General features: G+C 69.2%; 24 protein-coding genes, 1 tRNA gene and 2 pseudogenes. 19 read left to right on the top strand and 8 right to left on the bottom strand.

Translation table 11 applies throughout. The features are described 5' to 3' along the window. Window positions 1–161: 161 nt before the first annotated feature. The 11 genes from NGJ44_RS07325 (at window position 162) to NGJ44_RS07275 (ending at window position 10,221) form a co-directional block, all read left to right on the top strand. Entirely contained in the window at window positions 162–947 is a 786-nt protein-coding gene (locus NGJ44_RS07325) for an SDR family NAD(P)-dependent oxidoreductase (protein WP_251863551.1), read from the top strand. Between the two features lie 67 nt (window positions 948–1,014). Beyond that, window positions 1,015–2,220, top strand: coding sequence for an ABC transporter substrate-binding protein (locus NGJ44_RS07320; RefSeq protein WP_053243857.1), 1,206 nt, complete (start codon window positions 1,015–1,017; stop codon window positions 2,218–2,220). Window positions 2,221–2,255: 35 nt separating this feature from the next. Further along, window positions 2,256–3,158: a branched-chain amino acid ABC transporter permease gene (locus NGJ44_RS07315; RefSeq protein WP_053243858.1), complete on the top strand. Its 903-nt coding sequence runs from the start codon at window positions 2,256–2,258 to the stop codon at window positions 3,156–3,158. Beyond that, window positions 3,155–4,129 carry a branched-chain amino acid ABC transporter permease gene (locus NGJ44_RS07310; RefSeq protein WP_053243859.1) on the top strand — a complete coding sequence of 325 codons (975 nt, stop codon included), beginning with the start codon at window positions 3,155–3,157 and terminating at the stop codon, window positions 4,127–4,129. The genes NGJ44_RS07315 and NGJ44_RS07310 overlap by 4 nt, the downstream gene beginning before the upstream one ends. Further along, window positions 4,126–4,950, top strand: coding sequence for an ABC transporter ATP-binding protein (locus tag NGJ44_RS07305; RefSeq protein ID WP_251863550.1), 825 nt, complete (start codon window positions 4,126–4,128; stop codon window positions 4,948–4,950). Before NGJ44_RS07310 ends, NGJ44_RS07305 begins: the two co-directional genes overlap by 4 nt. Next, window positions 4,943–5,662 carry an ABC transporter ATP-binding protein gene (locus NGJ44_RS07300; protein ID WP_251863549.1) on the top strand — a complete coding sequence of 240 codons (720 nt, stop codon included), beginning with the start codon at window positions 4,943–4,945 and terminating at the stop codon, window positions 5,660–5,662. The genes NGJ44_RS07305 and NGJ44_RS07300 overlap by 8 nt, the downstream gene beginning before the upstream one ends. A 15-nt stretch (window positions 5,663–5,677) precedes the next feature. Continuing rightward, a complete protein-coding gene (locus tag NGJ44_RS07295) occupies window positions 5,678–6,433 on the top strand; it encodes an SDR family NAD(P)-dependent oxidoreductase (RefSeq protein WP_251863548.1) in 756 nt (251 codons plus the stop codon). A gap of 43 nt (window positions 6,434–6,476) precedes the next feature. Then, window positions 6,477–7,205, top strand: a complete 729-nt coding sequence (locus NGJ44_RS07290; RefSeq protein WP_251863547.1) for an SDR family NAD(P)-dependent oxidoreductase — start codon at window positions 6,477–6,479, stop codon at window positions 7,203–7,205. Then, complete coding sequence (locus NGJ44_RS07285; protein ID WP_353506949.1) at window positions 7,202–8,935, top strand: FAD-dependent oxidoreductase; 1,734 nt, start codon at window positions 7,202–7,204, stop codon at window positions 8,933–8,935. The genes NGJ44_RS07290 and NGJ44_RS07285 overlap by 4 nt, the downstream gene beginning before the upstream one ends. 15 nt (window positions 8,936–8,950) lie before the next feature. After that, window positions 8,951–9,556: a glutathione S-transferase gene (locus NGJ44_RS07280; protein ID WP_251863546.1), complete on the top strand. Its 606-nt coding sequence runs from the start codon at window positions 8,951–8,953 to the stop codon at window positions 9,554–9,556. Window positions 9,557–9,663: 107 nt separating this feature from the next. Next, window positions 9,664–10,221: a hypothetical protein gene (locus tag NGJ44_RS07275; protein WP_251863545.1), complete on the top strand. Its 558-nt coding sequence runs from the start codon at window positions 9,664–9,666 to the stop codon at window positions 10,219–10,221. Between the two features lie 64 nt (window positions 10,222–10,285). Here NGJ44_RS07275 and NGJ44_RS07270 read toward each other — a convergent pair whose 3' ends face one another. Then, window positions 10,286–11,620, bottom strand: coding sequence for a DUF3100 domain-containing protein (locus tag NGJ44_RS07270; RefSeq protein ID WP_053246616.1), 1,335 nt, complete (start codon window positions 11,618–11,620; stop codon window positions 10,286–10,288). Window positions 11,621–11,881: 261 nt separating this feature from the next. Between NGJ44_RS07270 and NGJ44_RS07265 the strand changes: the two genes are divergently transcribed. The 4 genes and pseudogenes from NGJ44_RS07265 to NGJ44_RS07250 all read left to right on the top strand — a co-directional run. Then, complete coding sequence (locus tag NGJ44_RS07265) at window positions 11,882–12,796, top strand: LysR family transcriptional regulator (RefSeq protein ID WP_251863544.1); 915 nt, start codon at window positions 11,882–11,884, stop codon at window positions 12,794–12,796. Between the two features lie 145 nt (window positions 12,797–12,941). Continuing rightward, window positions 12,942–14,696 carry a nitrite/sulfite reductase gene (locus tag NGJ44_RS07260; protein ID WP_053246614.1) on the top strand — a complete coding sequence of 585 codons (1,755 nt, stop codon included), beginning with the start codon at window positions 12,942–12,944 and terminating at the stop codon, window positions 14,694–14,696. Next, window positions 14,689–15,219, top strand: coding sequence for a DUF934 domain-containing protein (locus tag NGJ44_RS07255; RefSeq protein ID WP_053246613.1), 531 nt, complete (start codon window positions 14,689–14,691; stop codon window positions 15,217–15,219). The genes NGJ44_RS07260 and NGJ44_RS07255 overlap by 8 nt, the downstream gene beginning before the upstream one ends. A gap of 240 nt (window positions 15,220–15,459) precedes the next feature. Next, window positions 15,460–15,680 (top strand): annotated as a pseudogene (locus tag NGJ44_RS07250) (citryl-CoA lyase); the annotation flags it as partial. An 85-nt stretch (window positions 15,681–15,765) separates the two neighbouring features. Here the strand turns inward: NGJ44_RS07250 and NGJ44_RS07245 are convergent. Further along, a complete protein-coding gene (locus NGJ44_RS07245) occupies window positions 15,766–16,557 on the bottom strand; it encodes a MetQ/NlpA family ABC transporter substrate-binding protein (protein ID WP_251863543.1) in 792 nt (263 codons plus the stop codon). Window positions 16,558–16,726: 169 nt separating this feature from the next. Here NGJ44_RS07245 and NGJ44_RS07240 point away from each other — a divergent pair, with 169 nt between their 5' ends. Further along, window positions 16,727–17,800, top strand: a complete 1,074-nt coding sequence (locus tag NGJ44_RS07240) for a DUF6817 domain-containing protein (protein WP_251863542.1) — start codon at window positions 16,727–16,729, stop codon at window positions 17,798–17,800. Window positions 17,801–17,843: 43 nt separating this feature from the next. Here NGJ44_RS07240 and NGJ44_RS07235 read toward each other — a convergent pair whose 3' ends face one another. The 5 genes from NGJ44_RS07235 to hemA form a co-directional block, all read right to left on the bottom strand. After that, a complete protein-coding gene (locus NGJ44_RS07235; protein ID WP_251863541.1) occupies window positions 17,844–18,407 on the bottom strand; it encodes a UbiX family flavin prenyltransferase in 564 nt (187 codons plus the stop codon). A gap of 7 nt (window positions 18,408–18,414) precedes the next feature. Beyond that, entirely contained in the window at window positions 18,415–18,741 is a 327-nt protein-coding gene (gene grxD, locus NGJ44_RS07230; RefSeq protein ID WP_251863540.1) for a Grx4 family monothiol glutaredoxin, read from the bottom strand. Window positions 18,742–18,807: 66 nt separating this feature from the next. Continuing rightward, on the bottom strand, window positions 18,808–19,662 hold the full coding sequence (prmC, locus tag NGJ44_RS07225) for a peptide chain release factor N(5)-glutamine methyltransferase (protein WP_251863539.1): 855 nt from the start codon (window positions 19,660–19,662) through the stop codon (window positions 18,808–18,810). Between the two features lie 26 nt (window positions 19,663–19,688). Then, complete coding sequence (prfA, locus tag NGJ44_RS07220; RefSeq protein ID WP_251863538.1) at window positions 19,689–20,771, bottom strand: peptide chain release factor 1; 1,083 nt, start codon at window positions 20,769–20,771, stop codon at window positions 19,689–19,691. Window positions 20,772–20,861: 90 nt separating this feature from the next. Next, on the bottom strand, window positions 20,862–22,136 hold the full coding sequence (gene hemA / locus NGJ44_RS07215; RefSeq protein ID WP_053246414.1) for a glutamyl-tRNA reductase: 1,275 nt from the start codon (window positions 22,134–22,136) through the stop codon (window positions 20,862–20,864). A gap of 345 nt (window positions 22,137–22,481) precedes the next feature. Here hemA and NGJ44_RS07210 point away from each other — a divergent pair. Next, window positions 22,482–22,557: transfer RNA gene (locus NGJ44_RS07210), tRNA-Phe, on the top strand. Window positions 22,558–22,734: 177 nt separating this feature from the next. Here NGJ44_RS07210 and NGJ44_RS07205 read toward each other — a convergent pair. Next, complete coding sequence (locus tag NGJ44_RS07205; RefSeq protein ID WP_251863537.1) at window positions 22,735–23,019, bottom strand: helix-turn-helix domain-containing protein; 285 nt, start codon at window positions 23,017–23,019, stop codon at window positions 22,735–22,737. Here NGJ44_RS07205 and NGJ44_RS07200 point away from each other — a divergent pair. Further along, window positions 23,012–23,763, top strand: a pseudogene (locus NGJ44_RS07200) (TonB-dependent receptor plug domain-containing protein); the annotation flags it as partial. The gene NGJ44_RS07205 and the pseudogene NGJ44_RS07200 sit on opposite strands and share 8 nt — an antisense overlap. 165 nt (window positions 23,764–23,928) lie before the next feature. Beyond that, window positions 23,929–24,141, top strand: coding sequence for a DUF1059 domain-containing protein (locus tag NGJ44_RS07195; protein ID WP_053246416.1), 213 nt, complete (start codon window positions 23,929–23,931; stop codon window positions 24,139–24,141). Window positions 24,142–24,363 lie beyond the last annotated feature (222 nt).

The following is a 24,363-nucleotide window of genomic DNA, read 5'->3' as shown; positions in this document are numbered from 1 at the left end:
ATGAATCCATGAGCAACGAAACCGGAACTGTCACTCCGGAAAAAGGCTGATAAATCCACTTGTCGCGGGTAAACCCGGATATCTCCTCATCATCCATGTATACATAATCGTCGAAAAATAGCGATGCCCGACCGAAAAACGCGGGCAGCGGAGGAGACGAGATGGTCAATGTATCCAAGGATGCGGCCGGGACGCGGCTGGCCCTGGTCACGGGCGGCGGGGGCGGCATCGGCGCCGCCGTTTGCCGGGAGCTGGCGCAGTCCGGCTACCGCGTCGTGGTTTCCGACCTGGACGCGCACCGCGCGGCCGCCGTGGCGGCCGGGCTGGGCGCGCCGCATGCCGCCCACGCCTTCGACGTAAGCGACGAAGCGGCCGTGGAGAACGCCTTCGACGACATCGAGCGCCGCCACGGGCCGGTTGCCGTCCTGGTCAGCGCGGCCGGCCTGCTGCTGTTCCAGGCCGACGGCGAACGCCCGCTCATCAAGAACACCACGCTCGACATCTGGGAGCGCAGCTTCGCCGTGAACGCGCGCGGCGTGTTCCTGTGCGGCCGGGCCTACCTGCGCCGCCGCGAGGCGCGGCCCCTGGCCCACGGCCGCGTCGTCACCTTCACGTCCGTGGCCGCCCAGCTGGGCGGCTACCGCTCCAGCGCTTCCTATATCGCGGCCAAGTCGGCCGTGCTGGGCCTGACCAAGGCCATGGCGCGCGAGTCCGCGCACCTCGGCATCACGGTCAACGGGGTCGCGCCCGGCCTCATCGACACCGACATGCTGCGCAGCACCGTCACCAGCAGCGGCGCGCTGGAGGCCGCGGCGCGGGCCATCCCCCTGGGCCGCATCGGCGCGGCGCAGGACGTGGCGGCGGCGGTGCGCTTCCTGGCTTCCGAAGAGGCCGGGTACATCACCGGCAGCATCATCGACGTCAACGGCGGCTACCGCATGCAGTAACGGCGCGGCCCTTCATACGAGACAAGCGCCACGGACGAGGGCGCACATCCATCACGGGAGACAGACCATGAAGCATTTCCGCCGCCATGCGGCCGCCGTGCTTTGCGCCCTGGCGTTCGGCGCCCAGGCGCAGAACGAGCCGGGCATCACCGGCAAGACCATCAGGATCGGCCTGTTCGCGCCGCTTTCGGGCAGCGGCATGGCCTACGGGTTCGACGTGCTGAACGCCGCCAGAATGTGGTACGACAAGGTCAACCGCGAAGGCGGCGTCAACGGGCGCCGCATCGAGCTGGTCATCGAAGACGACCGCTGCAACGCCAACGACCTGGTGGCCGCCGTGAAGAAGCTCGCCGAACAGGACAAGGTGTTCCTGCTCAACGGCGGTTCGTGCTCGGCCGCGGTGGTGGCCGCGCGCGAATACGTGGAACGCGAGAAAGTGCCGCTCGTCATGCTCAACGCCTCCGGCGACGGCGCGCTGTACCCGCCGTCCCCATACATCTACGGCGCATTCTCGATCTCGCAGCACGCCGTGGGCGGCTCCATGGTGCAGTTCGCCGCCGAACGCCTCAAGGCGAAGAAAATCGGCTACATCAACCACGACGACGCCTACGGCGGCTGGAACCTGGAGGCGGCGCGCGCCCAGGCCGCCCACCTTGGCGGCGTGGACCTGCAGGTGCAGTCGGTGAACCCCAACATCACCGACGTCACCGCCCCCATGCTCAAGATACGCGCCGCCAACCCCGACGTGCTGCTGCTCACGACCTACGCGCGCCCCGCCGCGCTCATCATCAAGAAGGCGCACGAACTGGGCTGGAGCAAGCCCATCGTGCTGGCCGTCAACGGCACGGCCGACCTCAAGCAGCTCGTGGAAAACGTGGGCGCCAAGGACGCCTTCAAGAACGTGTACATCCAGGACGTGCTGGCCGACCTGCCGGGCAGCCCCAAGCTGCGCTGGGTGTACGACATGTATCGCGAGGCGTATCCGGACCTCGCCGCCAAGCCCGGCCATCCGCAGACCTACATGCCCTACGGCATCCCGCCGGCCATGGCGGTGGTCAACGCGCTCAGGGCCGCCGGCCCCGAGCCCACCCGCGCGAAGGTGCTCCAGGCCCTGGAATCCATGAAATTCGACTCGGGCGTCATGGCCGGCCCCATCGAGTTCGGCCCCCGGGACCGGGCCGCGCAGGAAGCCGCCATCTACATCAAATTCGACGGCACGAACATGACCCTGGTGCCCGGCGCGTTCAAGAGCGTCTGGCAATACAAGCAATAGCGCCGCCGCGCGCAACGGGCCGGCCGGAGAACATCATGAGCCTTGCCGAAATCTGGTTGTTCCTGCAGCAGGGGGTGCTGTCGGGCATGGTGACGGGCAGCGTGTATGCGCTGCTGGCGATCGCCGTGGTCATCATCTTCAAGACCACCGACGTGCCCAACTTCGCCCAGGGGGAGATCTTCATGCTGGGCGGCTACGTCGCGCTCTTTCTCACGCTGGTGCTGGGATGGCCCTATCTTGCCGTCATCCCCGTCACGCTGGCGCTGGTGGCCGCCGTGTCGGGCCTGTTCCAGCGCATCGTCATGGAGCGCGTCCTCGCCTCGCGCGGCGTGGGCGTGCAGCTCGTCATCGCCACCCTGGGCCTGGCCTACGCGCTAAAGGGGCTGGTGCGCCAGACCGGGCTGGGCGACACCCCGCGCTCGCTGCCGCCCCTGGCCCCGACCGACGCCGTCGTCATCGGCGACGCCGTTCTCACCCGCCTGGACCTGGTGATCTTCGCGGTGGCCGTGGGCGCGATGCTGCTGCTGTGGCTCATGTTCGCCCATACCCGCGTGGGCAAGGCCATGCGCGCGGTGGGCATGAATCCCAAGGCGGCCCGCCTGGCGGGCGTGAACCTGGCGCGGATCCGCGCCCTGGTGTGGAGCCTGTCGGGACTGATCTCGGCCGTGGCCGCGCTGCTCATCACGCCCAAGATCCTGATCACGCCGGACATCGGCCATATCGCGATTCTCGCGTATGCCGCGGCCATCGTGGGCGGCATCAGCAGCCTGCCGGGCGCGGTGGCGGGCGGCTTCGTGATCGGCGTGGCCGAGAACCTGGTGGGCCTGTTCATTTCGACCAACGCCATCGTGGTGGCGCCGTTCGTGGCCATCATGGTGGTGCTGCTGTTGCGCCCGCAGGGGCTGCTGGGCGGCAGGCTGCAGGTGAAGAAAGTATGACCAAGCCCATCGACCGCATCCTGCTGGCGTTCCTGGCGGCGGGGCTGGCCGCGCTGCCTTTCGTGGGCACCGGCTACGTCATCTACGTGGCGAACCTGCTGCTGGTATTCGTGGTGCTGGCGCTGGGGCTGCACGTGGTCATCGGCGAAACCGGGCAGTTCGCCCTCTCGCACGCCGCGTTCTACGGCGTGGGCATCTACACCGCCGGCCTCATCAACAACGCCTGGCATCCGCCTTTCTTCCTGTCCATTGCCGCCGGCGGCCTGCTGGCGGCCGCGCTGGGCTATGTCATCGGCGCGCTGTCGCTGCGCATGCGCGACATCTATCTCGCCCTGTCCACCTTCGCCTTCGGCGAGGCGATGCAGTGGGTGTTCCTGAACTGGCAGTCCGTCACCAACGGCTCCAACGGCTACCGGCTCTCGCCCGCCTCGCTCTTCGGCTACGAGCTGGTGTCCGACATCCGGGCCTATCCGTTCGTGGCGCTGATCGCCGCCCTGCTGCTCTGGGCCACGGTAGCCCTGTCGCGCTCGCAGTTCGGGTCGGCCTTGCGCGCCGTGCGCGAAAGCGAGGTCGCCGCGCAGGCCATGGGCATCGACGTCAACGCCGTCAAGCGCGCCGCGTTCACGCTGTCGGCCGCCTACGCCGGCATCGCCGGCGGCATGTACACCACTTTCGCGTCTTTCATCCACCCCGAGAGCCTGGGCTTCCAGACCACCATCCTCATTCTCACCATGGTCGTGGTCGGCGGCATCGGTTCGGTGCGCGGCGCGGTCGCCGGCGCGCTGATCTTCGGCCTGATCTCCGAACTGCTGCGCCAAGCGCTCTCGTTCCAGGAAATCATCTACGGCGTGATTCTCATGGGCTTCATGATGTTCGCGCCCAAAGGGCTGTTCGCGGACCGGGCCCGCGCCAAGCGTCCGGCAGCCGGGCCGGCCGCGGCTCCGGCGCGCCGGCAGAGGAGAATTGCATGAACCCGTCGGAGCATGCCAGGAGCGGATACGGGAACACGCCGCGCGAAAGCGCGGCGGCGGGCGGCCATCCCTATCTCGACGTGCGCGGACTCACCGTGCGCTTCGGCGGCCTGACCGCCATCGACGGCCTGTCGCTGCAAGTGCGGCGGGGCGCCATCCACGCGCTGATCGGCCCGAACGGCGCGGGCAAGTCCACGACCTTCAACTGCATTTCGCGCTATTACCAGCCCAGCGGCGGCAGCATCTGGTTCGACGGCGCCGACATCACACGCCGCAAGCCCCACGAGATGGCGGCGCTGGGCATTGCGCGCACCTTCCAGAACCTGGAGCTGTTCGGCGCGCTCACGGTGCGCGAAAACGCGCTGCTGGGCGCCTACGCGCACGGCGCGGCGGGGTGGCGGCGCGCGCTGCGCCCGGCGGGCGCCGAGCAGCGCGAGCGCGTTGAGCACCTGCTCGAGCGCGTGGGCCTGGCCGACCACCTGGACACGCCCGCCTGCAGCCTGGATTTCGGCCGCCAGAAGATGCTGGAGCTGGCGCGCGCGCTGGCCATCTCCCCGCGCCTGCTGCTGCTGGACGAGCCCGCGGCCGGCCTGCGCAATCGCGAAATCGAAGTGCTCGACCGGCTGCTCAAGGAGCTCTGCGCGAACGAAGGCATCACGGTGCTGCTGGTGGAACACGTCATGCAGCTGGTGATGTCCATTTCCGACCGCATTACCGTCATGTCCTTCGGCGAGAAGATCGCGGAAGGGTCGCCCGCCCAGGTGCGCCAAGACCCGCGCGTCATCGAGGCCTATCTGGGCAAGGGAGCCGCCGATGCCTGATGTCCTGCTTGAAATCGACGCCGTATCGGCCGCCTACGGCAACATCCAGGCCCTGCGGGACGTATCGCTCGCGGTGCCGGACGGCGCCATCGTGGCGCTGCTGGGCGCCAACGGCGCGGGCAAGTCCACCACCCTGAACGTCGTATCGCGCCTGGTGCCGCCCACGGCGGGCAGCGTGCGCCTGGCCGGCGAGCCCATCCACCGCCTGCCGGCCGACGCGGTCGTCGGCCGCGGCATCGTGCAGGTGCCGGAGGGGCGCGAAATCTTCCGCGACATGAGCGTGCGCGAAAACCTGGAAATGGGCGCCTACCTGCGCGCCGACCGCGCGGCCGCCCGCGCGGACCTGGACAGCGTATGCGACCTTTTTCCGCGGCTGCGCGAACGCCTGGAACAGAAGGCCGCCACGCTGTCCGGCGGCGAACAGCAGATGCTGGCCACGGCGCGCGCCATGATGGCGCGCCCGCGCATGATCCTGCTCGACGAGCCGTCGATGGGGCTGTCCCCCATCGTCGTCGAGCAGATCTTCGACATCGTGCTGCGGCTGAACCGGGAACAAGGCATCACCATCCTGCTGGTGGAGCAGAACGTGAAGCTCGCGCTGTCCGTATCGAGTTACGCCTACATCCTGGAAAACGGCGAAATCGCCCTGGAGGGAGACTCCGGGGCGCTGGCCCGGGACGAAGGCGTGCGACGCGCCTATCTGGGCGCCTGACTTCGGGAACATGCCATGACTTTGCACCTGCAGGACAAGCTCGTACTGGTGACCGGCGCGGGGCGCGGCCTGGGCGCCGCCATCGCCCGCGGATTCGCGCGCCAGGGCGCGCGTGTCATCGTGGCCGACCTGGACGCCGCGCTGGCCGCGGCCTCGGCCAGCGCCATCCGCGACGAAGGCGGCCAGGCCTGGGACACCCGCCTGGACGTCACCGACGCCGCCGCCGCGCGCGCGCTGGCGGCCGACACCAGGCAGCGCCACGGCGCGCTTGCCGTCCTGGTCAACAACGCCGGCATTTCCGCGCGCGCGCCTTTCGACGATCCGCGGACGCCCGAGATCTGGAACCGCGTAATGGCCGTGAACCTCCAGGGCGCGTTCAACGTGACCCATGCCTATGTCGAGCAGCTCAAGACCTCGCGCGGCGCCATCGTCAACCTGTGCTCCATCGTCGCCTACGGCTGCGGCATTTCCACGGCCGGCTATGTGGTGTCCAAGGGCGGCATGCGGTCGTTCACCGAGGTGCTGGCGCGCGACCTCGGGCGACACGGCGTGCGCGTCAATGCGGTGGCGCCCGGCCTGATGGAAACCGATATGACGGCGGGCCAGCGCGCCCAGGCGCACGGCACCGACTGGTATATGGACCGCGCGCCGCTGGGGCGCGCCGGACGGGCCGAGGAAATCGCGGGGCCGGTGCTGTTCCTGGCCTCGGACCTGGCCAGTTACGTGAACGGCGCGGTGCTGCCGGTGGACGGCGGCTACCTCGCCGTCTAGGGCGTGCCGCCCCCAAGAACCTCTACACAGGGAAGGAGAAGCCATGAATCCGGCCACGGCTTTGGTAACGGGCGGAGCGAGCGGCATGGGGCTGGCGATCGCCGCCCGCCTGGCGCGCGACGGGTTCCGCGTGGTCATCGCGGACCGCAACGGGCCCCTGGCCCGGCAGGAGGCCGAACGGCTGCGCGCCCAGGGTCTGGACGTCGCCGAACGCGTGGCGGACCTTGCCGACGAAGCCGCCGCCCGCGCGCTCGTGCGCGAACAGCCGCCGCTGGCGGCGCTGATCAACAACGCGGGGATCTTCGACGAGCGCGCCTTTTTCGACGTAGCCAGCGACGACTACCGGCGCATGTACGAGGTGAACCTGCTGGCGGCGGCCACGCTCACGCAGGAAGCGGCCCGAACCATGCGGCCCGGCGCCAAGATCGTCAATGTCGCCTCCCGCGCCTGCCTGGGCGCGCGCAACCATCCGCACTATGTGGCCTCCAAGGCGGCGCTGGTGGGCTATACGCGCGCCGCCGCCATGGAGCTCGCGCCGCGCGGCATTCTCGTCAACGCCGTGGCGCCCGGCCTCATCGACACGCCCTTGCTGCGCAACCTCACGCCGCAACGGCTCGCCGCCCAGCTCGCGCTGCAGCCCACCGGGCGGGCCGGCAGCGTGGAAGACGTCGCCAACGCGGTGTCCTTCCTGGCCGCCCCCCACATGGATTTCATTGCGGGGCAAGTGCTGTTCTTGGACGGCGGCAAGTCGCTGGGCGGGTCCGGCATATGAACGCCATGGACGCGATGCACTGGGATCACGAAACGGACGTCGTCGTCGCCGGCTCCGGCGCGGGCGGCATGACGGCGGCGCTGACCGCGCACGAGGCCGGCCTGGACGTCCTGCTCGTGGAAAAGACCGACCGGATCGGCGGCTCCACCGCGATTTCCGGCGGCGCGCTGTGGATACCGCTCAATTCGCAGACCGAGGCAGCCGGCCACCCCGATTCGTTCGAGCAGGTCTGGCGCTACCTGGAACAGACGGTGGGCGCGGCCTCGTCCGACGCGATGAAGCGCGCCTACCTCGACGCCGCGCCCCGCATGCTGGACGATCTTGCCGCGCGCGGCCTGCTGCACGCCGCCGCGCGCACCGCCTCGCCCGACTACTACCCCGACCTGCCGGGCGCCGCGCTGGGGGGCCGCTCGCTCGATCCCGTGGAGTTCGACGGGCGCAAGCTGGGCCGGCACTTCGGCGTCCTGCGCGATCCGCTCAGGGAATTCACGGTGGCGGGCGGCATGATGGTCAACGTCACGGACGTGCGCCACCTGCTGGCCGCCGCCCGCTCGCTGGAATCCTTGCGGCATGCGCTGAAGCTGCTGCTGCGGCATGCCGGCGACCGGCTGCGCGGCTACCACCGCGGCACACGCCTGCTGCTGGGCAACGCGCTGGCCGCGCAGTTGTTCCACGGCATCGTGACGCGCGGCATTCCGTACTGGCTGCGCGCGCCGGCCCGCGAACTGGTGCGCGACAGCGACGGCCGGGCGGCCGGCCTGGTCGTCGTGCGCGAGGGCAGGCCGCTGCGGATCCGCGCCCGCCGCGGCGTGGTCGTGGCCACGGGCGGATTTCCGTGGGACGCCGGCCGCCGGGCGCAGACCTACCCGCAGCCCACCGGCCCCTGGTCGATGGCGCCGCGCGACAATGCCGGCGACGGCATCCGCCTGGCCGAAGCCGCGGGCGCGGCGCTGGGCGAGGGCTACGCCAGCCCGGCGTTCTGGGCCCCGGTATCGGTGCTGGAACGGCCGGACGGCTCGCGGCTGAACTACCCTCACCTGGTGTGGGACCGCGCCAAGCCCGGCCTCATCGCCGTCAACGACGCCGGCGAGCGCTTCGTGAACGAGTCGGCGTCCTATCATGAGTTCGTGCTCGCCATGCACCGCGGCCGGCCGCCCGCCATCCCGGCCTTCCTGCTGTGCGATCAGCGCTTCATCGACACCTGGGGCCTGGGGCTGGCGCTGCCGGGCGGCCGGCCGCGCCGCCATCTCATCGAGGCGGGCTACCTGCTGCGCGGCGCCACCCTGCAAGACTTGGCCGCCACGATGGGCGTGCCCGGCGAGGCCCTGCGCAACACCGTGGCGCGCTACAACGTCCATGCCGCCCGGGGCGCGGATCCCGATTTCGGCAAGGGCGGCAACGCCTACAACCGCTACCTGGGCGACCCGGAGCACCGGCCCAACCCCTGCCTGGCGCCGCTGGGCGCCGGCCCCTACTATGCCGTAAAGGTCTATGCCGGCGACATCGGCACCGCGCTGGGCGTGCAGGCCAACGAAAACGCCCAGGCCCTGGACGCCTCGGGCCGCCCCATCCCCGGCCTGTACGTGGCCGGCAACGACATGCAGTCCGTCATGGGCGGCGCCTATCCCGGCCCCGGCATCACGCTCGGCCCCGCCCTGACCTTCGGATGGCTGGCGGGACGCCATCTGGCCCGATCCGAAAACGTGCGCGAAACTCTCCAAACCTCCTGACCGCCCTACCCGACCATGAAAATCCATTTCTCGCCCGCCTCCCCCTTTGTACGCAAGTGCATGGCGGCCGCCCACGAACTGGGCCTGGCCGACCGCATCGAGCGGCTGCCGAGCGCCGCCGGCCCCGTGGACCGCGACGCCTCGATCATCGTCAGCAACCCCCTGGGCCAGGTGCCCACGTTCTTCACGGACGACGGACAGGTGCTGTACGACAGCCGGGTCATCTGCGAATACCTGGACGACCTGGCCCAGGGGTCGCTCTTTCCGCGCGGGCAGACACGCTGGCGCACGCTGACCGAGCACGCCCTGGCCGACGGCATGCTGGGCGCGGCGCTGCTGGCGCGCTACGAAACCGCGCTGCGGCCCGAAGCCCTGCGCTGGGACGCCTGGTACGAAGGGCAGATGGGCAAGGTGCGCGACGGGCTGCGCCAGCTCGAAACGCGCGCGGCCGACCTGCACGGCCGGGTCGACATCGGCACGCTTGCCGTCGGCTGCGCCCTGGGCTACCTGGATTTCCGCTACCCCGCGTTCGACTGGCGCGGCGGCCATCCGGCACTGGCGCGCTGGTTCGAGACGTTCAATCAGCGGCCTTCCATGCAGGCCACGCTGCCCCACGCCTGAACGGCGGCGGCACGGCGGGCGGAAAGCGGCGGACCGAGCGGGGGGCTTAACGCGGCCCGGCCCGCCTGCTACCCTGACAGGCAGGCGCAACGCACAGGGAGCACAGCATGGTCTTGACCGCGCTTTCCCCCATCCCCCGCATCGCCCCCGCCGTCCTGCCCCGGCTGGCCGCGGCCCAAGACGCCCGCGCCGCGGCAGAGGCCGGCGCGCCGTCCGCGCAACGCGGCGCCGGGCGCATCCGCCATCCGGCCCGCGCACAGCCGGCCTGGCGCGCCGAGCGCGCCGGCGCGGCCGACGGCCCGGGGGCTGCCGCGCACGCCGGGGCTCCGCTCGCGTCCGCCTCCGCCCGGGCCGCGATTCCGCTGGCCCCCGCGCTCGACGCGCTGCGCGACGATTATGCCGATACGCGCCTGCGCCGGGCGGTGGAAGAAGCCGCGCAGGCGCAGCGCGCCCACGCCGCCAACGACCTCGGCACGCTGGAAGGGCTGGCGCCGCTGCAGCCCTACCGGGTCGCCATGGCCAATCCGCCGGTGCTGCAAATGGCAACGGCCGCCCTGAAGGCGGCCGGCGCGGACGTGGCGGCGGTGGCGAATGTCGGCGCGCTCGAGAACGTAACCGACGAGGCGCGCCATCGCGCGCCCGCGAACTCTCGTCTTCGCCCCTGAACGCCCGGCGGTCTCCACCGGGGGATCGCGCGCGCCGCGCGCATCCGCGGCGCGCGTCGCTTGGTCAGTGGAAGAACTCCGCGATCATCGTCGCGCCCAGGAAGGTGCCCGCGTTGGCGGCCAGCGACACCACCACGATTTTCCAGCCCAGCTTGCGGAAAGCCGGCAGGTCTTTGAGGATGGACAAGCCCGCCATGGCCAGGATGACCGTCGTAAAAGGCAGGAAGTTCACCTTGTTGACCAGCGCGATGACCTGGTCGGAATACGGCAGCACACCCGGGCAGCCGGCCGTCATGGCCAGCACGGAGAGCACGAACACCGCGGGCAGCCTGGGCGCCAGGCGCAGCAGCAGGTCGGTGATGACCACCAGCAGCACGATGATGGCCATGCCGGGCAGCGCATCCAGGACCGGCACCTTGTAGCCGAGCTGGTTGCCCACCAGCGTGAAGAGGCCGCACACCACGTAGGCCGTGAGGCGGTCGCCGAAGCCCAGTTTCACCGCATGCGCCGCCGCCCCGGCGCCGGCATCCGCGGCGGCGGCCGACTGCGCCTTGCCGCGCGAAAAGCGGCCCAGCACCGGCTCCAGCCGGCCATAGAGCCAGATCGTGGTGGGCAGCGAAATGAAAAGCGTGAAGTACACGCCCACCACGGTCGTGAGCAGATTGGCGGCAGCGGCCAGGGCCGCGACCTGGTGCGCCATGTCGGGCGTCTGCTGCGAAGCAATGGCCCCCACGCCCGCCGCCATCATGCTGCCCGAGCCCACGCCGGCGCCCATGGCGAGCGAACGCGGGTCGAAAATGCCCAGGCTGGTGATGAAACCGGCCAGCAGGGCCACGAACAGCGCGCCGATGACCGTGCCCGTGATGTACTCGGCCATGACGCCGCGGCCTTCGGGCGAATTCATGCCGAAGCGTTCGCCGATGATGGCCAGGCTGGGCTCGCGGCCCACCGAGAAAGTGGCGCCGATGGCCTCGCGCTTGATGCCCAGCAGCAGCGCCAGCGGCAGGCCGATGGCCATGGTGCCGAAGAAATGGCCGAACTCCTGGAACACCAGCGCCCAGCCGGCCTCGCGGACCTGGGGCAGCGCCCCCCCGACCATCAGACCCAGCTTGGCGAGGAACGGCAGCAGCGCGTATGGCAGGTAGCCGCTGATGCGCGCCTGCATGGCGGTATCCACGCCCATGCCGGCGGGCAGGCGCTGGCCGAAGGCCGCCACCACCGCGCCGACGAAAATCGCCCACAGCATGGGCTGCAGCACAATCTTGCCCGGCCCCACGGTAAACGAAACGCTGCCGATGGCCTCGGCAATCGCCACCACCAGCAAAATGGCGGCAAGCATGCGCAGGCGGCTGGATAGCGGCATGGAAGGCGCGGCCAGGCCCAGGCTGGCGTGAGACATCGGATTCCCCTGTATGCGTGAATGAAATGAATGGCGCGCGGGGGCCGGCGGCGGCCCCGGGCGGGCAACGGGCGGGCGGCATGGAGCATGCGCGGCCCGGCGCCGGTACGCGACGCGCCGGCTGCGCAATTTTCGCCCAGGGGCCCGCCGCGCAACCATGACAGCCAGATGGCATTAGCGTTGCGTAAAATGCAACAGAAGAACACTTTACCGGCAAATTCTGCATGTTCAGCCCGCCGGAGCCCCGCACCGGAGATTCCCATGGACGAAACGCTCGACGCCCGCCGCACCCACTATTTCATGCAGGTCATGAGCCGGGGCTCGGTGCGCGGGGCGGCCGAGGCGCTGGACATGGACCCGTCCGCCGTCAGCCGGGCCATCGTCGCCCTGGAGCGGGACTGCGGCATCGCCCTGTTCGAGCGGCGCGGGCGGGGCGTGGCGCCCACCGAGGCCGGCCATATCCTGGCGCGCTACGTGAAGCGCCAGCAAGATATCCAGGAGAGCTTCTTCTCCGAGATCGACAGCCTGCGCAAGGCCGAACGGGGCCATATCGACCTGGCGCTGGGCGAGGGCTTCGTGGAGCTCATGTTCGACCGCGTGCTGCCCGGCTACTGGCGCAGCCACCCCGAAGTCACGCTGGACATCGACGTGGCCCGCACCACCGACATCGTGCAGCGCCTCCTGGACGACCGCGCTTACATCGGCCTGGTGTTCCAGCCGCCCAGCGATGCGCGCCTGCGCACGCACTACAGCCGGCCCGAGCCCATCCGCGCCATCGTGCGCCAGGACCACCCGCTCACCCGCCTGGGCCGTCCGCTGCGGCTGGCCGACCTCGCCGTCTATCCGGGCGCCGCCATGCAGGAGGGTTTCGGGGTGCGCCAGCACGTGCAGGCGGCGGAGATCAGCGAGCAGGTGCGGCTGCCCAACGTGCTCACCACTTCGTCGTTCAAGGCGCTGTGGCAGTTCGCCGCCGCCGGCATCGGCTACGCGCTCACCCCGCCCATCGCCGTGGCCGTGGACCTGCAGGCGCGGCAGCTGGCCAGCCTGCCGCTGGCCAATCCCATTCTCAACCAGGGCAGCCTGCAGGTGCTCAGCCGAGCCGGCCGTCATGTGTCCCCGGCCGCGCGAGAACTGCTGGACCACATTGTGCGCGGCATCGGCGGGGCCGGCGCATGACCTTATTACGAGAATGACTTAGACGCCCACGCGCCCTCGCTGTTACGGTTATGAATCCCGCCTGCCCGCCCGGGCGCCGCACGGCGGACTTGCGCGTTGCGCCCCAGCCGGGCCGCGCGCCGACCAGACATCAAGGGCAGTAGACATGTACGTGTATGACCCCGTCGACCAGCAGCTCGTCGAGGAGCGCGTGGCGCAGTTCAGAGACCAGACGCGCCGCTTTCTCGACGGGCAGCTCAGCGAGGACGAATTCCGCACCCTGCGCCTGCAGAACGGACTGTATATCCAGCGCCATGCGCCCATGCTGCGCATCGCCATACCCTACGGCATGCTGGCCTCGCGCCAGCTGCGCACGCTGGCGCACATCGCGCGCAAATGGGACCGCGGCTACGGCCACTTCAGCACGCGCCAGAACATGCAGTTCAACTGGCCGCGCCTCGAAGACGTGCCCGACATCCTGGCCGAGCTGGCCACGGTGCAGATGCATTCCATCCAGACCAGCGGCAACTGCATCCGCAACACGACGACCGACCACTTCGCCGGCGTGGCGCCCGACGAGCTGGTCAACCCGCTGGTGTGGTGCGAGATCATCCGCCAATGGTCCACGCTGCACCCCGAATTCGCCTTCCTGCCGCGCAAGTTCAAGATCGCCGTCAGCGGCGCGGTGCAAGACCGCGCCGCCGTGGGCGTGCACGACATCGGCCTGCAGGCCGTGGAGCGCGACGGCGAAGTGGGCTTTCGCGTCTGGGTGGGCGGCGGCCTGGGCCGCACGCCTATTACCGGCAAGCTCATCAAGCCCTTCGTGGCCTGGGCCGACCTGCTCACCTACCTGCAGGCCGTGCTGCGCGTCTACAACCTGCACGGCCGGCGCGACAACAAGTTCAAGGCCCGCATCAAGATCCTGGTCAAGGAACTGACGCCCGAGGTCTTCGCCGAGCAGGTCGAAGAGCAGTGGCAGCTCACGCGCGGCGGCCCCGACACCCTCACGCAGGCCTTCGTGGACGAGATCGCCGGCCGCTTCACCTGGCCGCAGTACGACCCGGCCGCCGCGCAGCAAGCCGCGCAGGCCGAGACGGAGCAGGCGGCGCTCGCCGCGGCCGACAAGCGCTACGCGCGCTGGCTGCGCACCAACGTGCACGCCCACCGGCAGCCCGGCTACGCCGCCGTCACGCTGTCGCTCAAGCCCACCGGCTCGCCGCCCGGCGACATCACGGCCGACCAGATGGACGCCGTGGCCGCACTGGCCGACGAATACGGCTTCGGCGAAATGCGCGTCTCCCACGAGCAGAACCTGATCCTGCCCGACGTGCGCCGCGCGCGGCTGCCCGAACTCTGGCGCAAGCTCGAGGCCCTCAATCTCGCCACGCCCAACATCGGGCTGCTCACCAACATCATCGCCTGTCCCGGCGGCGACTTCTGCGCGCTGGCCAACGCGGTTTCGATTCCGGTGGCCGAAGCCATCCAGCGCCGGTTCGACGACCTGGACTACCTGTTCGAGATCGGCGAACTGGACCTCAACATCTCGGGCTGCATCAACTCCTGCGGCCACCACCACGTCGGCCACATCGGCATCCTGGGCGTGGACAAGGCCGGCGAGGAGTGGTACCAGGTCACCCTGGGCGGCCGCCAGAGCGGCGCGGCGCACCCGCTGCCCGACCTCGAATCCCTGAACGGCGGCGGCGCGGCGATAGGCCGCATCATCGGCCCCTCCTTCGCGCGCGACCAGGTGCCCGACGTGGTCGAGCGCCTGATCCGCACCTACCTCGCGCTGCGCGACAGCGAAGAAGAACGCTTCATCGACGTGGTGGACCGCGTCGGCATCGATCCCTTCAAGCGCGACGTATACGCCGACCCGGCCGTGGCCCGGCCCGCACAGCCCCAGGAGGCCGTCCATGCCTGAAGTCTATGCCCACGACGCCCCCGGCCCGCACCTGATCCGCGGCGGTGCGCTGCAGCAGGACACGGCCCGGCGCTTCACGCCCGAGCCCGAAGTGCCCGCCGAAGGACAGCTGCCCGACGACCAGCCCGGCTGGATCGTGCCGCTCAAGACCTGGAAGTCCTCGCGCGCGGCGCTGCGCCGGCACCGGCATCCGGTGGCCATCCTGCTGGAGCCCGATGCCGACCTGCGCGAGCTGGCCGACGACGACGGCAAGCTCGATCCGCAGGGCATCGCCTTCATCGCCATCGACTTTCCCGTCTACACGGACGGCCGCGGCTACTCGCTTGCGCAACTGCTGCGCAAGCGCTATGGCTGGAAAGGCGAGCTGCGCGCCGTGGGCGACGTCATGATCGACACCATCCACTACCAGGCGCGCGTGGGTTTCGACAGTTTCCTGGTCAAGCCGGGGCACGATCCGCACAAGGCGCTCAACGCCTTCAAGACCTTCACGGTGCACTACCAGAAGAGCTACCCCGCTCCCTGAGCCCCGGGCGGGCCGGTCGGCGTCCCTCGCCCGCCGCCCGGCTGGGCCCGATGCCGGCGCGAGCCGCCGGCGTATCAGCCCGGCGATGGCGCGCTGGCGCGCCGCCTGCATGCGGCCGATCAGGCTGGACACGCTGACCCGTCAGCCGCGGATAGCCGGTGGCGTCGCGGCCCGCCCCGCTCGTGCGTGGGCAAGGCGCTGAAAAACGCCGTGCGCGGCGCCGCGCTGAAGGGGGACGACATGAGCACCCGCGAACGCCCCGAAACCCGCCTTTGCGGCCACCACCTGGCCGGCATCAGCTACCGGGACAAAGACCTCGTGAGCGAGCGGATCGGCAAGAAAACCTTTACCGAAGTCATGATCCTGCAGATCCCGGGACGCGAGGCGCGGCCCGTGGATCCGCGCATCGCGGACACGGTGCTCATCAGATGGAACCCGGCCTCACGCCCGGCGCCATCGCCGCGGCATTCCCGGCGTCGGACGAGGCGTCCTGCGCGACGGACAGGGAACGGCGGGCTGACGGGCAAGTACGCCCGACGCGCAGGATCACCAGGACGTGGAGTACGCGCCCGGAAACTGCCTGGCGACAAAGGCCTTCACCTCGTCGGACTGGTACGCCTTGATGAAGCGCGCGATGCGCGGATCGTTCTTGTTGTCTTCGCGGGCGGCGATGACCACCGGCGCGAAGGGCGCGTCCTTGCTTTCCAGCGCGAGCGCGTCCTTGGCGGGCGACAGGCCGGCGGGAATGGCGTAGGCCGAATTCACCGCCGCCGCGTCCACGTCCTTGAGCGAGTGCGGCAGCTGGGCGGCCTCGATCTCGACGAACTTCAGCTTCTTGGGGTTCTCGGCCACGTCGAACAGCGACGCGTTGACGGTCACGCCCGGCTTGAGCGTGATGAGCTTGGCGGCCTGCAGCACCAGCAAGGCGCGCGCGCCGTTGGTGGGATCGTTGGGAATGGCCACCTTGGCGCCCTGGGGCAGCTCGTCCAGCGACTTCACGCGCCTGGAGTAGATGCCCATCTGCTGCACCACGGCGGTGGCCACGGGCACCAGGTGGTAGCCGCGCGCCTGGTTCTGCGCGTCCAGGAAAGGCTTGTGCTGGTAAATGTTGAGATCCAGCTCCTTGGCGTCCAGCGCCGCGTTGGGCTGGATGAAATCGCTGAACTCCACCAGCTTCACCTTCAGGCCGTCGCGCGCGGCCACTTCGCGCGCCACCTCGCCGATCTGCGCGTGCGGCCCCACCGTCACCCCCACCTTGAGTTCGGCATCCTGCGCGTGGGCGGCGGCGGCAAAGCCCAGGAAAGCGGCGGAAAGGACCAGGAAGCGGCGTAGACGCATGCTGTACTCGCAAAGAGAAAGTCGAGCAGCGATTCTAGTGACCGCCCATCAAAACCAGAAGCGATGAATTTTCATATTGATATGCGGATTTGCATATATAGCGGCGCGCCATGACAGCCCGCCGCGATCGCGACACAATAGCGCCTGATTTTCACCACGCCATCCCGCCATGACAGCCAGCCCCGAACTCCATCCGCACGCGCGCGCCCTGCTCTCCGACCACTACGCCGCCGTGGACGCCGATCTGCCCGCTCTGCTGGACCTGCTCTTTGCCCGCAGCGCGGGCGAAGACTGGCACAAGGCCGGCACGTTCAAACACCACCTGCTGGGCGTCTACCGCACCCTGGCGCTGTGGAACCAGCCGCGCGAAGTGCGGCTGCTGGGGCTCTTCCACAGCGTGTACGGCAACGAATACGTGGACCTCACCCTGTTCGACCGCGAGCGCGAACGCAGCGCGCTGCGCGCATGCCTGGGCGACGAGGCGGAAGAATGGGTCAGCCTGTTCTGCGCCATGCCGCGCACCCGCTTCGTGCAGGCCGTGCTCGCCGGCCAGGGCGCCGGCCCGCAGGGCATGCGGCTGGAAGCCGCGGACGGTCAGGTCTTCACGCTCACGCCGCGCCAGGTGGCGGCCTTCATCGTGGTCTCGGCCGCCGACATCGGCGAACAATGGCACAGCTGGCAGGACGAGATCTTCGCCGGCTATCCGCAGCAGCAACGGCGCGAGCTGCGGCCGCACTGGGCCGCCTCGATCTGGCCCGGCCCGCTCAAGCCGCCGGCCAACATCCTGTCCATGCTCTCGCGCCTGCTGGCGCCCCTGTCGGCCATGCCCGCCGATACCGGCATCCCGGTTCCGCCCGCCTTCGACGCCTGCCGCGCCACGCTCGGCCCGCGCGATGAAGCCGCCGCCTCGGCGCTCTACTGGCAGGTCATCACGCGCATGCACCCGCTCACCGAAATGGACAGCGCGCGCCACATGCTGGAAGCCGCCGTGGCGCACAACCCCTGGGTGGGCGAGCCCCGGCTGCTGCTGGCCCAGCTCGCGCTCACGGCCGGCGACTTCGAAGCCGCCGAAGCCCACGCGGCCGCGGGGCTGGCCGCGCTGCAGGCCTGGGGCACGGCCTGGGACAAGCGCATCGAATGGGCGGGCTGGATGGCGTGGGCGCGCATCGAGCTGCAGAACGCGCGTGCCCGGCGGTGGCCGGAAAACCTGGGCGGCCTGAACGGCCTGGGGCTGGTGGAGTAGGCCCGAATGGCAAGACGCCCGCGATGTCGCGGGCGCCGCCTTTTTATTTCATGCCTTCCCAGTGCGGACCGGGCACGTGGATGTCGAAGAGCTCCAGCACGCGTGCCACGGTGTGGTCCACCATTTCCTCGATACTGGCGGGCCGATGGTAAAACGCCGGCAGCGGCGGAAACACGATGCCGCCCATTTCGGTAATGGCCGTCATGTTGCGCAGGTGCGCCAGGTTGAACGGCGTTTCACGCACCATGAGCACCAGCCGGCGGCGCTCCTTGAGCGTCACGTCGGCCGCGCGCGTGATGAGATTGTCGGAAAGCCCGTGCGCCACCGCCGCCAGCGTGCGCATGGAGCAGGGCACGATCACCATGCCCGCGGTCTGGAACGCGCCGCTGGCCAGCGTGGCGCCCACGTCGCGCACGCTGTGCACGTGGTCGGCCAGGGCGTGAACCTCCTGGCGGCCGATGCCGAGCTCGTGCTTGATGTTCAGCACGCCCGACGCCGACACCACCAGATGCGATTCCACGTCGTCCACCCCGCGCAGCGCCTGCAGCATGCGCACCGCGTACAGGGCGCCGGTGGCGCCGGTGATGCCGACGACCAGCCGCTTCATTGCGGCCTCAGGCCGTGGCGCCGGACTGGTCCAGCAGCGTCTTCAGCTCGCCGGACTCGTTCATCTCGTTCATGATGTCCGAGCCGCCGATGAATTCGCCGGAAATGTAGAGCTGCGGAATGGTGGGCCAGTTGGAGTATTCCTTGATGCCCTGGCGGACTTCCTCGTCTTCCAGCACGTTGACGGTGACGAGCTTCTTCACGCCACAGCTCTTCAGGATCTGGATGGCGCGGCCGGAAAAACCGCATTGCGGGAATTGGGCGGTGCCCTTCATGAACAGCACCACGGGGTGCTGGGTCACGGTTTCGCGGATGAATTCTTGAACGTCGCTCATGGTGGTCTCTTGGACGGGCCTAACGGAATACGCCCATTATAGGGATTGCGGCGGATGCGCCCCCCATTACCCCGCCGCCGCGCCGGGAAAAGCCCGCGCCAGCGCACCGGCCCGGACGCCGCCGGAAATCCGCTCGATGCCGGCCAGGTCGCGGCGGCTCTCCACCCGCTCGAAACCGGCCCGCGCCAGCAGACCGCGCACCGCCGCCGCCTGGTCCCAGCCGTGCTCCATCCAGAGCGCGCCGCCCGGCCGCAGAAACGCCGGCGCGCCCGCCACAATGCGCGCCAGATCGGACAGGCCGTCCGCGCCGTCGGTCAGCGCGCCGCGCGGCTCGAAACGCACGTCGCCCTGCGCGAGATGCGGGTCGCCGCTGGCGACGTAGGGCGGGTTCGACACGATGAGGTCGAACCCCTCGCCGGCCGGCACCGCGGCGTACCAGCTTCCCGCCGCGAAACGCACCGAGGCCGCCAGTTCCCAGGCATTGCCCGCCGCCACCTTCAGCGCCGCCTCGCTCACGTCGGTAGCCGTGACGCGCGCATCGGGACGCGCCAGCGCAATCGAAATCGCAATCGCGCCGCTGCCCGTGCCCAGGTCCAGCACCGCGGGCGCCGACAGGCCGGCAATCGCCGCCAGCGCCGTCTCCACCAGCACCTCCGTATCGGGCCGGGGAATCAGCACGTCGGGCGACACCCGGAAGCGGTGCCCCATGAACTCGCGGTGTCCCAGCAGATACGCCATGGGCTCGCCCGCCAGCCGGCGCGCGGCCAGCGCCTCATAGGCCCGGGCCGCCGCCGGGTCGAGCGGATCGGCGTCGTGCGCCAGCAGCCAGGCGCGCGGCTTACGCAGCACGTGCTCCAGCAGCATGCGCACCTCCAGCCGGGGCAGGCGGGCGTCGGCCAGCAGGTCCTTGATTTGCGCCATGGGCATGACCTCGGATGCGCCGGGCCTCAAGCCTCGTCGCCCAGCGCGGCAAGCTGCTCGGCCTGGTGCTCGGCAATCAGCGCGCCCGTGAGCTCGTCCAGGTCGCCTTCCATGATCTGCTGCAGCTTGTACAGCGTCAGGTTGATGCGGTGATCGGTGACGCGGCCCTGCGGATAGTTGTAGGTGCGGATGCGCTCGGAGCGGTCGCCCGAGCCGATCAGGCTCTTGCGCTCGGCCGCCTCCTTGCTCTGGCGCTCGCGCATCTCCTTGTCTTTCAGGCGCGCGGCCAGCACCTGCATGGCTTTGTCCTTGTTGCGGTGCTGCGAGCGATCGTCCTGGCACTCCACCACCAGTCCGGTGGGCAAGTGCGTGATGCGCACCGCCGAATCGGTCTTGTTGATGTGCTGGCCGCCCGCCCCGCTGGCGCGGAACGTGTCGATGCGCAAGTCGTTCGGATTGATGACGATGTCCGACATCTCGTCGGCCTCCGGCATGATGGCCACCGTGCAGGCCGAGGTATGGATGCGGCCCTGCGCCTCGGTGGCCGGCACGCGCTGCACGCGGTGCGCGCCCGACTCGAACTTCAGCCGCCCGTACACGCCGTCGCCGTCGATGCGTGCGATCACTTCCTTGTAGCCGCCCAGCTCCGACGGGCTTTCCGACATCAGCTCCACGCGCCAGCCGCGCTGCTCCGCATAGCGCGTATACATGCGCAGCAGATCGCCGGAAAACAGCGCGCTTTCGTCGCCGCCCGTGCCCGCGCGGATTTCCAGGAACACACTGCGGCCGTCGTTGGGGTCGCGCGGCAGCAGCAGCACCTGCAGCTCCGCTTCCAGCGTTTCCAGGCGCGCGCGCCCGGTCTTGAGCTCCTCCTCCGCCATGGCCTTCATTTCCGGGTCCGACAGCATCTCCTGCGCGGCGGCCAGGTCGTCCTCGGTCCGTGTGAACGCCTTGAACGCTTCCACCACCGGCTCCAGCTCGGAGCGCTCGCGCGACAGCTTGCGGAAACGGTCCATGTCGGCGGCGGTTTCCGGTTCGGCCAACAGGGCGTCGACCTCGATCAAGCGGTGGCACAAGTGCTCCAGCCGGCTGCGCATGGAAGATTTCATGGAATCGGGAACAGAGAAAAAGAAGGTAAGCGGAAAGCGGGCGCCCAAAACGCGAACGCCCGCCGGGAGGCGGGACGCGGGACAGGATCGCTAACGGCGGGAATCGCGGCCGGGGAACAGGCGCGGCATCCAGGCAAGCAGCTGCTTGCGGTCCTCGCCTTCGCTGCGGTTGAGCGCCGCCAGCGGGCCGTGCAGGTACTTCTGGGTCAGGCCGTGCGCAAGCTGCTCCAGCACGGCCTCGGGAGATTCGCCGCGCGCCAGCAGCCGGCGCGCGCGCTCGAGCTCGGCGGCGCGCACGTCTTCGGCGGCCTGGTGCAGACCCTGGATCACGGGCACCACCTCGCGCGACTGCATCCAGTGCATGAAACCCTGCACACGGGTCTCGATGATGGCCTCGGCCTGAACCACCGCCGCGCGGCGCGCGTCGGTGCCGGTCTGCACCAGGCGGCCCAGGTCATCCACGGAATAGAGATAGACGTCGTCCAGGCGGCCGACCTCGGGCTCGATGTCGCGCGGCACCGCCAGGTCGATCATCACCATGGGACGGTGGCGGCGCAGCCGCGTGGCCCGCTCCACCATCCCCAGCCCGAGGATGGGCAGCGAGCTCGCCGTACAGGACACGATGACGTCGAACTCCGACAGCCGCTCGGTAAGGTCCGACAACTTCATGGTGTTGGCCGAGAAGCGGTTGGCCAGCAGCTCGGCCCGCTCCACGGTGCGGTTGGCCACCACCATGCTGCGCGGCCGCTGCGCGGCGAAGTGCGTGGCGCACAGCTCGATCATCTCGCCCGCGCCGATGAACAGCGTGCGGGCCTGGCCCAGGTCGCCGAACACGCGCTCGGCCAGCCGCACGGCCGCCGCCGCCATCGACACCGAATGCGCGCCGATGGCCGTCTGCGAACGCACTTCCTTGGCCACGGAGAACGTGCGCTGGAACATCTGGTGCAGCAGCGTGCCCAGCGCGCCGGCCTCGCCGGCCGCGCGCACCGCGTCCTTCATCTGCCCCAGGATCTGCGGCTCGCCCAGCACCATGGAATCCAGCCCGCTCGCCACGCGGAACGCATGGCGCACGGCCTCGTCCTGCTGGTGGCGGTAAAGATGGGGATTCAGCGCGCCGGCATCCAGGTGATTGTGCTCGGCCAGCCACACCGGCAGCCGCTCGGCCACCTCGCCTTCGGCCGCGCAATAGATCTCGGTGCGATTACAGGTAGAGAGAATCGCCGCTTCGCGGACCGAGCCGCCGAACGCCGCGCGCAGGCCCTCCAGCGCCGGCTTGACCAGATTGACGGGCATGGACACGCGTTCGCGTACCGAAACCGGCGCGGACGTGTGATTCAGACCGAAGGCAAGAACGGCTACCGACATGGGCAGGATTTGTAACAAGTCGACTGCTTGCGATTATACTCCCACGGGTTATCCCCAGCGTAGCGCCCGGTCCCACCGCGACCCTGCGTCGCACCCTGCCGTTCCTTTCTTCCAACACGGGTGCGCCCCCGATTCCGGCTCCGGCCGGCGACGCGCTCTGCGCCACCAACACGCCCGGCCCCGCCATCCTGGGGCGATGCGCAATCCATGCGCAATCCGCTGCCAGCCCTGCGCAATCTTTGCCCAACTCCCCGCCTTTTTTCACATCCGCGCCAAAAAAGTCGCAGATTTCCGCCTGCCCGCGTGCACGGCCTCAAAATTTTGTGTATAGTTGCGGACTTCGTTGGCCTGGTAGCTCAGTCGGTAGAGCAGAGGATTGAAAATCCTTGTGTCGGTGGTTCGATTCCGCCCCAGGCCACCACGAATTCGATGCCCAGCTCTTTTAGCTGGGCATTTTCATTTGTGCGTCAAGGCGTCGATCCGGCAGCCTGCCATCCGGCCATGGTCATCGCGTGTCGATGCAGCCCAATAATGCCCTTGCGGGCTCGGGCGGAAAGGCTCGAATGCCCTTTCTTGCCGGGTCCGCCCTCGCCGGGCGTCACACACTCTCCCGCCGCTTCAAATAGCGTTGCGGCGTATCGCCCAGCGTTTCCCTGAACATCGAAATGAATGCGCTGGCGCTCCGGTAGCCGAGTTCACTGGCGACCGTCGACACCGACACGCCCTGGGCAAGGCGGGCGATGGTTTCCACCAGGCGCAATTGCTGCCGCCATTGCCCGAAACTCAAGCCCGTTTCTTCGCGGAACAGCCGGGTCAAGGTTCGCGTGCTTGCGCCTACGTGCTCGCTCCACTGGTCGATCGTGTCGTTGTTTTCCGGGTTCACCCCCACCCAGTTCGTCGACGGATTGCAGACCCCGAACACGTTGAACCTGGCGAGCTGGCGGGTCGATCCCTACATGATCGACAGCATTACCGTGCTGCGCGGCCCTACCTCCGCGCTGTACGGCGCGGGCGATCCGGGCTTCAACTATTACGACAAGAAGCAATGGTCGGTCGGCCATCAGCTCGAGCACCAGGCGGATTCGGTATGGACGCTGCGCCAAGACGCCACGCTCATGCGCCTGACGCTCGACAAAGCCTCGGTGTGGGGAGGCGGCTTCGACGGCGACAGCATGACCGGCATGACCCGCTATGCCGGCCTTTTCCAGATGGACTACAACCGCTTCAACCTGGACAACCAGGCGCAGGCGAAAATCAGGACCGGGCCAGTGGATCACACGGTGCTGCTCGGCTTCGAGTTCAACCGGCAGACCACCACGGACAGCGAGGTGCGTGCGCGCGGCATCGAACTGAACGCAACGGGCAAGCTGACGCCCAACCTGTCCCTCATCGCGGCGTATGCATTCCAGAACGTAAAAAACGTGAAAGCCGGGGACGAGACGCCCGGAAAATGGCCGGTCGATATCCCGCGCCCGCGCCAGATGGCCTCTATGACACCGGCGACTGGCGCTTTGCGCTGAGCGGAACGAACCTGTTCAATCGCCACGACATCAGCGGCTGCCAGGCGTATTCGGTCTGCATGTACGGCAACGAACGCACCGTCATGGCCACGGCAACCTATAGGTGGCGCCCGTCCGGCGGCATCGAAAATGCCCGCGCCGGGTCTGCGAGCGGGATCTATACTTGCCAGACCGCCCCCGCCGATGCGACGCGCCATCGTCCCGGGCGTTCCGCGCCGCGCGTCGGAACGTCTATTGCGCAGGCCCAGCAGGCCTGCGCGCGGGAGACACACATGACACGCAAATACATCGATTGCCGCGAGTATCCCAGCGAAATGAATTGCTCGGTGGCGCTGGCGGCGGATTCCGAAAGCGAGCTGCTGGAGGCGGCCGTACAGCACGCCACCACCGTGCACAAGCACGCGGATACGCCGGAATTGCGGGCGCAGCTGAAGTCGCTGTTCCATGATGGCACGCCGCCGGTTGAAACGCCGCGCCACGCCTGAGCCATTGCTGTGCGAGCGCCGGCCCGGCCAACCTGGTCTTCGATCGGGCTCTGTCTGGCCGGCCGGCGCTTGCGGCTTCATCCCGGCCGGAAACGCCTGCTTTCTCGCGCCGTCTTTCGCGCTTCCGGGGCCTTGCGCCCCGCCATACGTCTCGAAACATCCTCTAACCGCTCTTGCCAGCCCGCGCCGTTACGATGCTCCGTTGTCCGGCATTGCCCGTTC

It is taken from the genome of Achromobacter sp. Marseille-Q4962 (assembly GCF_943737005.1).
GTDB lineage: Bacteria > Pseudomonadota > Gammaproteobacteria > Burkholderiales > Burkholderiaceae_B > Achromobacter.
The sequence above is the reverse complement of the archived record's forward strand: the minus strand, read 5'-3'. Positions and strand labels throughout refer to the sequence as shown.

What these genes read in the sequence shown, in the direction of transcription:
- NGJ44_RS07235 (WP_251863541.1), bottom strand. Translation starts at nt 18,407, where the DNA reads ATGAAGCGGCTGGTCGTCGGCATCACCGGCGCCACCGGCGCCCTGTAC.
- NGJ44_RS07240 (WP_251863542.1), top strand. Translation starts at nt 16,727, where the DNA reads ATGACAGCCAGCCCCGAACTCCATCCGCACGCGCGCGCCCTGCTCTCC.
- NGJ44_RS07280 (WP_251863546.1), top strand. Translation starts at nt 8,951, where the DNA reads ATGAAAATCCATTTCTCGCCCGCCTCCCCCTTTGTACGCAAGTGCATG.
- NGJ44_RS07295 (WP_251863548.1), top strand. Translation starts at nt 5,678, where the DNA reads ATGACTTTGCACCTGCAGGACAAGCTCGTACTGGTGACCGGCGCGGGG.
- NGJ44_RS07300 (WP_251863549.1), top strand. Translation starts at nt 4,943, where the DNA reads ATGCCTGATGTCCTGCTTGAAATCGACGCCGTATCGGCCGCCTACGGC.
- NGJ44_RS07315 (WP_053243858.1), top strand. Translation starts at nt 2,256, where the DNA reads ATGAGCCTTGCCGAAATCTGGTTGTTCCTGCAGCAGGGGGTGCTGTCG.
- NGJ44_RS07285 (WP_353506949.1), top strand. Translation starts at nt 7,202, where the DNA reads ATGAACGCCATGGACGCGATGCACTGGGATCACGAAACGGACGTCGTC.
- prmC (WP_251863539.1), bottom strand. Translation starts at nt 19,662, where the DNA reads ATGGCGCAAATCAAGGACCTGCTGGCCGACGCCCGCCTGCCCCGGCTG.
- grxD (WP_251863540.1), bottom strand. Translation starts at nt 18,741, where the DNA reads ATGAGCGACGTTCAAGAATTCATCCGCGAAACCGTGACCCAGCACCCC.
- NGJ44_RS07320 (WP_053243857.1), top strand. Translation starts at nt 1,015, where the DNA reads ATGAAGCATTTCCGCCGCCATGCGGCCGCCGTGCTTTGCGCCCTGGCG.
- NGJ44_RS07310 (WP_053243859.1), top strand. Translation starts at nt 3,155, where the DNA reads ATGACCAAGCCCATCGACCGCATCCTGCTGGCGTTCCTGGCGGCGGGG.
- NGJ44_RS07270 (WP_053246616.1), bottom strand. Translation starts at nt 11,620, where the DNA reads ATGTCTCACGCCAGCCTGGGCCTGGCCGCGCCTTCCATGCCGCTATCC.
- NGJ44_RS07195 (WP_053246416.1), top strand. Translation starts at nt 23,929, where the DNA reads ATGACACGCAAATACATCGATTGCCGCGAGTATCCCAGCGAAATGAAT.
- NGJ44_RS07245 (WP_251863543.1), bottom strand. Translation starts at nt 16,557, where the DNA reads ATGCGTCTACGCCGCTTCCTGGTCCTTTCCGCCGCTTTCCTGGGCTTT.
- hemA (WP_053246414.1), bottom strand. Translation starts at nt 22,136, where the DNA reads ATGTCGGTAGCCGTTCTTGCCTTCGGTCTGAATCACACGTCCGCGCCG.
- NGJ44_RS07290 (WP_251863547.1), top strand. Translation starts at nt 6,477, where the DNA reads ATGAATCCGGCCACGGCTTTGGTAACGGGCGGAGCGAGCGGCATGGGG.
- NGJ44_RS07305 (WP_251863550.1), top strand. Translation starts at nt 4,126, where the DNA reads ATGAACCCGTCGGAGCATGCCAGGAGCGGATACGGGAACACGCCGCGC.
- NGJ44_RS07275 (WP_251863545.1), top strand. Translation starts at nt 9,664, where the DNA reads ATGGTCTTGACCGCGCTTTCCCCCATCCCCCGCATCGCCCCCGCCGTC.
- NGJ44_RS07260 (WP_053246614.1), top strand. Translation starts at nt 12,942, where the DNA reads ATGTACGTGTATGACCCCGTCGACCAGCAGCTCGTCGAGGAGCGCGTG.
- NGJ44_RS07265 (WP_251863544.1), top strand. Translation starts at nt 11,882, where the DNA reads ATGGACGAAACGCTCGACGCCCGCCGCACCCACTATTTCATGCAGGTC.
- prfA (WP_251863538.1), bottom strand. Translation starts at nt 20,771, where the DNA reads ATGAAATCTTCCATGCGCAGCCGGCTGGAGCACTTGTGCCACCGCTTG.
- NGJ44_RS07255 (WP_053246613.1), top strand. Translation starts at nt 14,689, where the DNA reads ATGCCTGAAGTCTATGCCCACGACGCCCCCGGCCCGCACCTGATCCGC.
- NGJ44_RS07325 (WP_251863551.1), top strand. Translation starts at nt 162, where the DNA reads ATGGTCAATGTATCCAAGGATGCGGCCGGGACGCGGCTGGCCCTGGTC.